The organism is Westiellopsis prolifica IICB1, from assembly GCF_004323185.1.
Classification (GTDB): Bacteria; Cyanobacteriota; Cyanobacteriia; order Cyanobacteriales; family Nostocaceae; genus Pelatocladus; species Pelatocladus prolificus_A.
In genome coordinates, this window is record NZ_NAPS01000002.1 from 1,872,796 (window position 1) to 1,884,375 (window position 11,580).

An 11,580-nucleotide genomic window follows, 5' to 3' on the forward strand; every position below is an offset into this window, starting at 1 on the left:
GATCGGGGATTGGGGATTGGGGATTGGGGATTGGAATAAATTCTTCCTTGTCCTCCTTGTCTCCCCACACTCCCTACTCCCTGCTCCCTGCTCCCCGATCCCCGATCCCCAATCCCCAGTTCCCTCAAAGCGCGTGTTGCTTCAATTCATTTAAGGAAACATGTTCTACTGCTGATGCATGGGTTGCTGACAAAACTACTGGTGGTGCAACTCCCGCATCTAGGGCTTCTTTCCAGCGAGAGGCGCATAAACACCAGCGATCGCCTGGTTTTAAACCCGGAAAATCAAACGCAGGAACAGGTGTACTTAAATCATTTCCTCTAGACTTGGTAAATGCCAAGAATTCTTCGGTGACTTCTGCACATACCACATGCACACCAAAATCACCCGCGCCTGTACTGCATACTCCATCGCGATAAAAGCCTGTCATGGGCGAAGTACAACAAACCTCTAAGGGTTCCCCAAGGACGTTTTTAGCCTGTGTCATGGCAATAGCTTGTTAATCAATTTATTTTTTTTTAGTTTAAACAATTAATTTCGCGTAACAAATCTCCTAATAATCCGCGATCGCGAATTAAAACCAAATCAGAATCATTCTTTAGTAATTCTTGAAACTTGGAATTTATGAGTAGGGCTGACTCTAAATATTCCATCGCCAGTGAATTATCTCCCATCCGAGCTGCACAACACGCACAGTTATACCAAGCATATTCATCATCGGGTTTGATTTCGATGGCTTTTTGATAGTTCTTCAGCGCTGATCCAAAATTTTCTGTGTATCTAAAAGTATCTGCTAGTTTGTAATAAGACCAAAAATCATGGGAATTTATGGCTTGGGCTTGTTCATAACTCTTAATTGCTTCTTCGTAGTATTTTAAATGCCTGCAAGCATCTCCACGACGTAACCATGCCCAGTAATCATTTGGGCGAACTGATAAAGCTTGATCATAGTCAAAAATTGCATCCTCATAGCGTTTTAAGTGCCTTTTAGCATCTCCACGCCGAAAATAAGCCCAATAATCATTTGGGCGAATTGTTAAAGCTTGATCTAGAGTTGCGATCGCTTCTTCAAATTGATCTAAATCTTCTATTAATATGCAAGCTCGATTGTAGCAAGCCCAATAATCATTGGGACGCAGTGCCGATGCCTCTTTCAAACTGGCTACTGCGGTTTCATACTCACCCAATTCTCGTAAAGCACAGCCTTTATCGTACCAAAGCCAGTAAGCATTAGGGCTATTTTCTAATGCTCTGTCATAACATGCTACTGCTTCTGCGTATTGCTCTTGGTCATCGAGCCGTTTACCCTGTCGATACCAGTATCTGCTATCTCTTGTGAGAAGCAATGGAATATCTGCCTTAGCCTCTGCTGCTTGACTCATAGTTTTTGCCCCAACCAAACAGTTACTACTGCTACAGACACACGCACTATTTTATATTATTGCGTTGGGGCATAATTGGGTAGGGGGGATCGGGGATTCTCCAGAGGAGACGCTACGCGTAGACGCGTCAGCGGCTTCTCATAGAGTACGGGGATCGGGGATTGGGGATCGAGGACTAGGGGATTGGGCATGAATCAGTTAACAGTGAGCAGTTTAATTTGATAACTGATAACTGATAAGTCCCCCTTGTCCTCCTTGTCTCCCTTGTCTCCCTTGTCCCCGCTCCCTGCTCCTCTTGTCCCCGATCCCCGATCCCTGATCCCTGATCCCCTAGTCCCCGCTCCCCAACTCCTTCAACTTGGCATTTAAATCTGTCCAATGAACATCTGCTAAACTTGGTAGGACAATGTGAGCAGCACCGACTCGTGCAGCTGGACCGAGTCCGATTGTCCACATTCCACCAGCTAAAGCTGCTTCAATTCCTGCTTCGGCATCTTCTACAACTATTACCTGGCTTGGTTCAAGTCCTAGCTGATTGGCAGCATACAAAAATAGATCAGGGGCAGGTTTAGGGCGTTGGACACTATAACCGTCGGCGATCGCATCTATACGGTTAGCAATACCCAATTTCTCAATTACAGTCTGGGCATTTTTACTAGCTGAACCAAGGGCGATCTTAATCCCTGCTTGCTTTAATTCATCAAGTAAAGTCACAACACCAGGCAATAAATCCTGTGGTGAGATGTTTTGGATCGATTCCACATAATAACGATTCTTACGATCCATCATCTCTTGCAGTTGTGCTTCCGAATACTTTCTGTCACCGATTATATGCAGAAGTGATTCCCGACGCGATACACCCCGCAAAGCTTCGTTAGCCTCACGATTGAAGGGTAATCCTTCCTCATCTGCGAGTTTTTGCCAAGCAAGATAATGATATTCTGCTGTATCTGTTAATACACCGTCTAGATCAAAGATAAAGCCTCGAATGTCTGGTGACATGGTTGTTGGTAGTTGTTGTTTGTAGATTGTTGCTTGTAAATCGCCGTGTCTCCGTGTCTCCCTCTCCCCCATGTCCCCCTTGTCCCCCTTGTCCCCCGTGTCCCCCGTGTCCCCCATTTCCCCGCTCCCTGCTCCCCGTTCCCCGCTCCCCAAATCAAACTCATGCCATTTACCACGCCACATTAACTTGAACTTCAAGCGTGTCCATCCAGGAGGTAGGTGGGGATGAGCTATGGGTTCGCTGTCTCCCATTTGAATACCGCCAAAACCTAAAACCACTGCTTGCCAAATACCGCCTGCACTCGCTCCATGAATTCCATCTGGAGCATTACCCCGGACATTTTCTAAATCGACTAATGCGGCTTGCATAAATCTTTCGTAGGCTTGTGCTGTTTTACCTAAATCTGAAGCGAGGATGGCGTGTATTGCTGGGCCGAGGGAGGAACCATAACTAATATCGGTGCGGGGTGCGTAATAATCCCAGTTAGCTTGCAAAGTCTGGGGATTGTAAGGAGCTTCCTGTGATTGTCGCATCAGATACAGCAGCATCAACACATCGGGTTGCTTGAGTACCTGCCGTTTATTGCCTTCTTCGATACCTAAGATAGCTTGGATAGATTTGGTGCGTGGTTCGTAGTCTTCGAGATTGATATCTTGCAATTGGAAAAATCCCTCGAATTGCTCAATCAGTCCACTTGACTCGTCATAGGGAATCCAAATATTGGTGATGATATCACTCCAACGCGATCGCCTGCCGGCACGTAATTCCAGTTTATCTTTTAGTTCTGTGGCTTTGTCGGGAAAAGTTTTGTGTAGCCAGTCATATATATAAAGTGCTTTTTCTAAATGCCATTGTACCAGTCGGTTGGTAAAGGCGTTGTTGTGGACGAATTCATGATATTCATCAGCACCAATTACTTCCCGAATTTCGTAGCGTTCGTGTTTGGTGTTGTATTCTACCCGACTACCCCAGAATACGGCAGTGTCGAGAATAATCTCAGCGCCGTAGTCCCGCATCCATTCGTCATCGCTGGTAGCTTGCCAATAATACCAGACAGCATAGACCACATCGGTGCTAATATGAATTTCGCGATCGCGACACCAAATCCTAATATCTTCACCGTAAGGATCATTAGGAGGCAACCATCGAGGCGTCACTTCATCGCCACTATCCGCACTTTCCCAGGCATACATTGCCCCTTTATACCCGTAATGTACTGCCTTGCGCCGCGCTCCGGGTAAGGTATGATAGCGATAAGTTAGTAGATTCCGGGCTATTTCTGGTTGGGTATAAATAAATAAAGGAAGTATAAAAATTTCTGTATCCCAAAAAATATGACCGCGATAACCAAAACCCGAAAGTGTTTTAGCTGGAATACTGACTTGATCATTATGGCGTGAAGCAGCGATTAGTAATTGAAAGAGGTTGTAACGCACAGCTAACTGGGCTGTAACATCTCCCTCAATCACAATGTCACTTTTTTGCCAAACTTTTTCCCAAGCTTGGGTATGGGCTATAACCAGGAGCGAGTATTCGGGTAATTGGGCAAGTTTTTCACACGCAGAGGTGACTGGGTTTTCTATATGTATTGAAGTAAAAACAGTCACTAACTTGTCTACCGTCACGGTTTGTCCTGGGGAAGTGAGGAAGGATGCGAGCAAGGTAGGATAACCGGGTGGACTCGTGACTTGCAGCGAAGCCTCTGCACCTGAGATTTTGATACCAGTAGCTATACCCAATTGGATACGGGAGGAGCGAGTACGAAGGTTTAACCATACCCCTGCTTCTGTCTTTCCTTGATCCAATAATTCCCAGTGGTTGAAACCCTGATTTTCTGGGTAGCCATTAATACTAGCTTGGATTTCGATCGCTCCAGCAAAATCAACTGGGGTGAGTTGACAACGCAACGCCAAAACATGTTCATCCGCAAGGCTGGCGAATCTTTCAAAGTGGATGTCAATTGTTTGATTGTTGGGACTGCGCCAACGCACACTACGACTGAGAATACCTTGGCGCAAGTCTAACTTTCGTTCATAACTTAATATTTCACCTTTTTCCAAACGAAAGCGATCGCCATCAATAGTAATTGTAAATGGCAACCAGTCTGGACAGTTAGCAAGTTCGGTATAAACTATCGGAACTTCATCGTAAACACCGTGGATAAAGGTAGCTGGTGAGGCTTGAGAATAACCTTCTTCAAAGCTACCTCGTGTTCCCAAATAACCATTTCCGATAGTAAAAACTGTTTCTCGGTAGCGAAACTGATCGGGTTCAAACTCGGTTTCCTTAACAGTCCAATCTGTGTAAGTAAGATGCTGATAACGTCCTATTGTATCCATTGTCGCTATTGTTACTTAGAGGATTGGGGATTGGGGATCGGGGATCGGGGATCGGGATCGGGGATTGAGATCGGGGATTGAGATCGGGATTGGGGACAAGGGAGACAAAGGAAGGGGGACTTATGAGTTATCAGTTATCAAATTAAACTGCTCACTGTTAACTGATTCATCCGCGATCCCCGACCCCCTTTCCCCAATCCCCGATCCCCTTTCCCCGCTCCCCGCTCCCCGCTCCCTACCTTTGCATATGTTCTTCTAGGATTTTTTCAGATCTGGGTTTAAAGACCAGATGGTATAAAGTGTCCACGTAGCGTAGTAATGCTTCGCGGTTTTCTTTATTGATAAAGTCCCAGAATCTGTAGATTTTAGCGAGTAACAGTACCTGTTTGGTATGCATTTGCCAATTGTATTTGTTATGTACTCGCTGGATGACCCGTTCTGAAATTTCATACCAGTGTTCGGGATTTGTATTGCACTGATCCAGAAATTGCAAAATTTTATTTGCAGTACCTTCTATATCTGTAGGATTGATATGAAAGTTACACTCTCCATCATCAATTAGTTCTGCTGCACCACCAAATTGAGTGGCAAATGTTGGTAAACCTGAACTCATTGCTTCAAGGATAGGTCTTCCAAAGGCTTCAAAGCTGGCAAAATGGACAAAAATACCCTGACGATCTGCCATTGCTCGGTAAATTTCGCCGAGTTCTGGTTTGGGAAGGCGCATTCCCACCCAGCGAATTTGACTATAGAGATTGTACTGATTAATCAAGTTGTGGATTTTTTCTAGTTCTGTTGCTTCTTTTGAGTTTGTAGCTTCAGATAAATGTAACTTATTGGTAACGAGAATTAAGTTGCATTGTTTTCGCAATTCCTGACTTTGACCAAAGCATTCCACCAAACCAGAAAGATTCTTGACTGGGGTGATATGAGCGATCGCACAAATTGGTCGTTTATTTGGGTGATTTAGATGACCAAATATGTGATCATCTGAACGATTAAAAAGTAAATCGTTAATCTTTAGACTTAGATTGTGATCACGCTTGTCTTTTTGGTTGTAGGGAAAAAAGATATTTTCGTCTACTCCTGGTGGAACAAAATTGAATCTGGAGCTTAACAAATTAATCCCATCAACTACATGATAAAGTTCAGGCATGGAAAACATTTTATATGACTCGTACTGACCAAGAGTATCTGGTGTACCAACAATTTCTTGATAGGAGGAAGTCAGAATAAAGTCCGCAGCATTCATGCTGATCAGATCGGCAGTAAATTGGGCTGAAAAGTGATACTGTTCTTCTAGATCTTGCCAGTAAAGGTTACTAAATAAATGTTTAGGTTTTTCTAAAGAATGGGCAATATTGCATTGAGTTACTTTCAAGCTACGTGCTAGTAGAAAAGCAACTAAATTCCCATCACTGTAGTTACCAATAATTAAATCTGGGCTTCCACCTAGTTGAGCTAAAAGTTGTTTTTCGGCATCAATCGCAAATGTTTCTAAATATGGCCAAATCTCATATTTAGAAATCCAGTTTTGGGTGACTTGCGGATTGAATTCCCGAAAAGGAACACGTAAAATCCAAGCGTTTTCGGTTCCCTCTATTTTTTCTAAACGGAGGTTACACTGGGTTCCTTCACAGTTGGGAATCAGGCGAGTGAGAATAACTAATTGGGGTTGAATACCTAGTGATTCGAGTCCAGCTAATTTAATTTCTTCTCGGAGTTTATTTTCTAAACTCCTAGCTTGTTCTAGCACGTAGACGACTTGACCCAAAGTTTCAGGTCTACCCACAGCATCGTCTTGAGTGATCCAACCGTGGATGGAAACGAGGACGACGCGAAAAACTGCGGGAACACGATCAACAAAAGCTTCGAGAATGGCTGGTTGGGGAGTTTCAAGAAGTCGATCAAATAGTTCTAGAGTTTCACGTACTCGCGACGCGGTGTTACCCCAACCTGGTTCTAAGCCGAGGGTTTGTAGTTGTTCGCTAAACTTTTCGTAGGGTTCTTCAGGTGGTCGTTGACTGATGATTTTGATGGCTTGTTTGATTTGTTTGTATAGTTGTAAACCTGTTTTGATGCGATCGCCAATCAGTAATTGTTTATGATCATATTCGAGTCGATGTAAGGCGTCGAATAATACATCTAACCAATAATTGCGATCGCTCAATACCTGACTACATAGATAACGGTTGAGGAATGCTAGACCTTGACCAATATTTCTGGGGTCATCAATAGATGGAATATTTCTATCAAAAGGATAAAAGTTGATTTCAAGAATTTGAGACTGGTAGCGGTTGACACAGCGATCGCGCACATCCAACAATGCTTGTGGTGTTTGTAATTCAAACTTACTCGTATCTGCTGATAACAACCGCCAAACTTCTTGACTACCTATCCTAGGTCGCAACAGCAACCAAATATCATCTCCTTCCAAGATGATTTCATGAGTATAGTGAATAAGTGTTCCTAAGGAAGAAGAATGAAAAAAGTAGGCAGGCTTTTGGAATTGGTGACAGTACTCAGCAAAAGCGTGCAGAATCTCATTTCTCAGGAAGTAACGCTTACCCGAAGCGCTTAAGTCAGAGATTAGTTGACGTAGGATCGTTTTTTCGTCACTGCTTAAAACAGTTTGAATTAGTTCATACATGGCAAATTCCTGCAATTGAGCTTGCCTACAACCTCATTATTTCTTCTCGGCAAATTTCAAGGGGCAGGCTTCAAAAGCTGCATCTATGTTTCTAACGTTAGCGCATTATTTGTCTCAAGTTCGTAAATAGCCAAAAATTGCTTCATCAGGAGTATTTCTGAAATCATAATGATTCAGGATCAGAAAAGCTAGAAACAAAACTAAGTAAGTAGGCGGAAATAAACGTAACTACTGTACGTTCGCTCATTTTTAAAGGGTGAGAGGAATTAATGCCTTACTGTTAAAGGAAACAATACGATTTTGGATATCCTAAAAGCATCACCATGTAATACATGGAAAAAGTTGAATCAGCATCACCGTGTAATACAGGGGAAAGAAATCGCGGCTTTGCGTGTATTACACCGATGAAAGAAATGCATTGTGAGACTGTTATCTGAAGTCAGGCTTTTCCATGTAATACATGGAAAAGCAGCAATATTCAAAATTCAATTTCTGGTGTATTACACGAAAAGTGCTAATATTGAAATGGGACTTCAATTCTGTGTATCCTCCTTCAGGAGTGATGCAAGTAATTGAGTAAGAGGAATTATGTCGAGCGCACCACCGAATCTATGTGATAAAGGGATTCAGACATTTTCATTAAATAAAGAATTTGTTTTTGAAGCGCGTTAATTGGTGTAATGAAGATGGTAGAATCGGGTAAAAAATAAAGAGTTAAATTACAAAAAGCCTTGAGCATCTGTTCAGCAGAGGGGCGAGCAGTTTTTCGCTTTGGATTACCGTCATAAAGACCTACCAAAGATTGTTGGGTTTGCTCAAGAGCCAGCCGTACTACAAACTCCATTAAAGTAAATACACGCAAAGCTATGTTCAACAAGAACATTAAGCCAGTGATTCGGTCAGTATTTTGAAAGTAAATGGGTAGGGCTGGCAAAGAACCCCTTTTAAAACGGTGAAAACCTCGCTCTAAAAGCCATTCATCCCGATAATACATCACAGCAAGTGGTAAACTCATCTGGCTACTATCGGCATTAGTAACATACAATCGCCACCCTGCCAAAGTTTCTGCCTCCTGAATTGCAGTATCTATCTTCTGGATATGAAGTTGAAGACAAATATCTGTCAATTCCTCAGTGGTCGAGTTTTTTGATGGTCGTCCCCGTCCGAGATGACGAGTTTTTTTAGTGATCTGTTCTGTAATCATGGTTGAGAAAAAATTTTTGACACGATAGCGCTGGAGAATGTTTTCTACTTTATGGGTGAGTAGCTCCCGATCTGAGCCTGGCTTGTTAGCTAAACTTTGGAGAGCGGTTTCAGCAGTCAAGATGCGTTGCTGTTGTCCACGTATCATTGATGCGGCAAGGCTTTGGGAGTAAACTACTAAGTAGCGTTCTAGCCAACGCACCCATTTGTTGGTTTGTTTGTTGAACCAAAACTTACCTAACTCCACTTCAAAACCTTTTCCCACCGCAGGTTCTTCTTCATCTTGTCGCCGTAAACGAATGGGCACAATTTCTGCTGGTGGGTTGAGAACCCATTGCTGAAGATATTGAGGGTGTTGCCCACTCATGGCTACAGGAACGCAGTAAATACCCCTAGAAGCTGCGATTTGAGCGCGAGTTGCAATCGACCCAGCTTTGGGATCTCCAAATAATAAAATGCCCAGCCGTCGCTTTCGCCTAAACGGCGAAAGCGCCTAAATCTTTGGGCTTGGCCAAAATATATTTAATACGGCTGGGCATTTTATTACTTGGAAGTGCCTTTACAATCAGCGATGAAGACAAACTTTTTATGTCCAATCACTTGTGCTATTTTTTGCCAAGTAGGGAAATATAATGGGTCGTCAGCTCCATTACCTTCAAGGGTTGTACTGACTAATGGCATTCCCATTGGGTCGAGGGTTGCCAATAATTGACGGTATTGCAACAAATCTGGGCGTTTGTCCTTGGAATAGCCATAACGTWATATATTTTCTTCTGGGGAATCTCCCTGTTGATGATTCACGCTAAAACTAGTCGTATCAGTTCGTGCCACTTGTGTGGGTAATTCGTAGGCGCGANCCTCTATTTCCCGCGTTGCTTGTGTTTGCTTACCTAACTCTTCGACTACCCTTGCCAATCTGTCATCACTGGTATCTTTTTCTCCTATTGGCCACCCTGTACTTAACTCTAAAATCCTTCGATGTGCCTTTACCCATGATTCCACTGCACACAACCGATGGTCTGATTGAGTAATTATATATGTCAGTAACAATACACTCAATTGACCATAACTCATGCCTTTGTGGTTTCCGTGTGGATTTTTGAGTTTTTGGTCAATACATTTAGCTATCCCCATCTGAACAAGCCATTCCACGATGACGGGAATATCGTCAATCCGCTCAGAACTTATGTCCACTGTTTTCCCCGCTTACTGATACAAAACAGCGAATTCCTACTGTTGTGTATACTCGCTATTTAGTACCACAATAAAATGATTGAGGGCTTTGAGTGCTGCTTTGTAGCCCGGTGATTGCTTACCTAACTTCAACTCCAATATTACTTGGTTACGTAAACTTTCGAGTGTTGCCACCTTTAGAGGCATGGTCGCAACTTCAACAACACTAGTTTTGGCTTTATGTGCCAACTTTTTTTCCCGTGTAATACTTGGATGAGCATTCCTTCTAATCACCTGTTCGACGTAATCAGCTCTAGTCATACCCAAGCATTCGGCAGCGATCCCCAAAGCCTTCCAGGTTTCATCCGTTAATCTTAAAGAGCGCACTTGACGATAATCATCGTCTTTCAGGGCGAACTTCCCTTGAATATCCCGCTTTAACATTCGCCTCTTCCGTGTATTACATCGTAAGTTTAACCCCAAATTAGTGAAGTTTAAAGTGTAATATTCAGTATTACAGATGAGATGTTAATGAGCCATAGCTTCCATGTAATACATGGAAAGGGCTTTTTTCCTTTTTCCATGTATTACACGGTGATGCTTTTAGGATATCCAAAATCGTATTGTTTCCTTTAACAGTAAGGCATTAATTCCTCTCACCCTTTAAAAATGAGCGAACGTACAGTAACTATGTTAAGAAATATAAAATCGCTGAAACGCTTACAAATGACAAATGACGCTCCTAACGAGTTCCAGACGCGCCATGGCACGTCTCTACATTTGTACCAACATATTTACTTATTTGAACCTTTTATACATTTAATAATATCAATGCTAAGGTTTCTATTTTTACTTAATAACTGATAATACTTGATTAAATTAAGTATTTAGAAATACGGTTTTATATTGATATTGTACTAAAATAGAAATAAAAACTATCATAACTGCCTAGCTAGCAGGATTTGAGGAAAGGAAAACAGAGATATTACCTCTATTATTATCAAACACTATCTAATACGACTGCATTACGAATACATGTAGAGTTTGGATAAACACAATGAATAAAACTATTTTTGCTGTTTTGGTTATTGCCGCAACGGTGACTAGCTTACCTAGCAAGGTTGAAGCTCAATCAAGCATTTCAAGTCAACAGCAATATACTTTATCTGGTGATTCACTCAGTGGAATTAATAATAGAACAGCAGAGAATGACTTTACAATATTTTTTGATCAAACACAAAATTTAGCTGGCACAACTGACAATAATACTGAGAAAAATGCACTAGTCCCTAATCAAGGTCTTCGACAAGAAATAAATAATCCTGTGCAACTGCGGAGAGTTCTGAAACCACAATCACAAACAACCACTTCAGAACTGACCTTAGAACCTGGCCAGTCTAATATTAACGGTAACGACGGATTACAGTTACGGGTAGATGTCTCCGATAGATAAATCCATGCGTGGTGTGAATGTAGGCGCGCCTTGCGCTGCTTCAAGGAAGAGTAGCAACAAACATACAAAGCCTGAAATAGCGGTTTTCTGTTTTTTAGCTTGCCGAGATTTAACTTCATAAAATCAAGTAGTCTGCTTCAGCAGACTTTCACTATGAGACTGCGATTGAAATCGCAGGCGGGTTTTTTAAACATTTGGGACGCTCCCAATATCACTGGGTGGCCAGGGACTAATTAATTTTTTTGATCTGCGAAACTACCCTGCTTGCGCTTAAAGTTGGGGAGGGGTGTACTCCATTTATATACAAAGCGCTGTATTTTGAGGAACCCAAAGATTGTGTTGAGGAACCCAAATGTCGTGTTGAGGAACCCAAATGT

6 protein-coding genes and 3 pseudogenes are annotated in these 11,580 nt (G+C 42.4%); 1 reads left to right on the forward strand and 8 read right to left on the reverse strand.

Going from position 1 to position 11,580, the window contains the following annotated elements:
- Window positions 1-124 precede the first annotated feature (124 nt).
- From B4U84_RS22420 to B4U84_RS22450, 8 genes and pseudogenes are all read right to left on the reverse strand, one after another.
- The gene (locus B4U84_RS22420) at window positions 125-487 is read right to left on the reverse strand and encodes a DUF2237 family protein (RefSeq protein ID WP_044450849.1); all 363 of its coding nucleotides are present in this window, start codon (window positions 485-487) and stop codon (window positions 125-127) included.
- A 31-nt stretch (window positions 488-518) separates the two neighbouring features.
- Window positions 519-1,382, reverse strand: a complete 864-nt coding sequence (locus tag B4U84_RS22425; protein ID WP_131120610.1) for a tetratricopeptide repeat protein — start codon at window positions 1,380-1,382, stop codon at window positions 519-521.
- A gap of 330 nt (window positions 1,383-1,712) precedes the next feature.
- On the reverse strand, window positions 1,713-4,724 hold the full coding sequence (gene pgmB, locus B4U84_RS22430) for a beta-phosphoglucomutase (RefSeq protein WP_131120611.1): 3,012 nt from the start codon (window positions 4,722-4,724) through the stop codon (window positions 1,713-1,715).
- A gap of 235 nt (window positions 4,725-4,959) precedes the next feature.
- Entirely contained in the window at window positions 4,960-7,374 is a 2,415-nt protein-coding gene (locus B4U84_RS22435; protein WP_131120612.1) for a sucrose synthase, read from the reverse strand.
- Between the two features lie 586 nt (window positions 7,375-7,960).
- Window positions 7,961-9,013: pseudogene (locus B4U84_RS22440) on the reverse strand (IS1634 family transposase); the annotation flags it as partial.
- 125 nt (window positions 9,014-9,138) lie between these two features.
- Window positions 9,139-9,433 (reverse strand): annotated as a pseudogene (locus tag B4U84_RS32155) (IS1634 family transposase); the annotation flags it as partial.
- Between the two features lies 1 nt (window position 9,434).
- Window positions 9,435-9,771, reverse strand: a pseudogene (locus B4U84_RS32160) (IS1634 family transposase); the annotation flags it as partial.
- Window positions 9,772-9,807: 36 nt separating this feature from the next.
- The gene (locus B4U84_RS22450; RefSeq protein WP_096726370.1) at window positions 9,808-10,194 is read right to left on the reverse strand and encodes a hypothetical protein; all 387 of its coding nucleotides are present in this window, start codon (window positions 10,192-10,194) and stop codon (window positions 9,808-9,810) included.
- 613 nt (window positions 10,195-10,807) lie between these two features.
- Between B4U84_RS22450 and B4U84_RS22455 the strand changes: the two genes are divergently transcribed.
- Window positions 10,808-11,203 carry a hypothetical protein gene (locus tag B4U84_RS22455; protein ID WP_131120613.1) on the forward strand — a complete coding sequence of 132 codons (396 nt, stop codon included), beginning with the start codon at window positions 10,808-10,810 and terminating at the stop codon, window positions 11,201-11,203.
- Window positions 11,204-11,580 lie beyond the last annotated feature (377 nt).

What these genes read in the sequence shown, in the direction of transcription:
- B4U84_RS22420 (WP_044450849.1), bottom strand. Translation starts at nt 487, where the DNA reads ATGACACAGGCTAAAAACGTCCTTGGGGAACCCTTAGAGGTTTGTTGT.
- B4U84_RS22425 (WP_131120610.1), bottom strand. Translation starts at nt 1,382, where the DNA reads ATGAGTCAAGCAGCAGAGGCTAAGGCAGATATTCCATTGCTTCTCACA.
- pgmB (WP_131120611.1), bottom strand. Translation starts at nt 4,724, where the DNA reads ATGGATACAATAGGACGTTATCAGCATCTTACTTACACAGATTGGACT.
- B4U84_RS22435 (WP_131120612.1), bottom strand. Translation starts at nt 7,374, where the DNA reads ATGTATGAACTAATTCAAACTGTTTTAAGCAGTGACGAAAAAACGATC.
- B4U84_RS22450 (WP_096726370.1), bottom strand. Translation starts at nt 10,194, where the DNA reads ATGTTAAAGCGGGATATTCAAGGGAAGTTCGCCCTGAAAGACGATGAT.
- B4U84_RS22455 (WP_131120613.1), top strand. Translation starts at nt 10,808, where the DNA reads ATGAATAAAACTATTTTTGCTGTTTTGGTTATTGCCGCAACGGTGACT.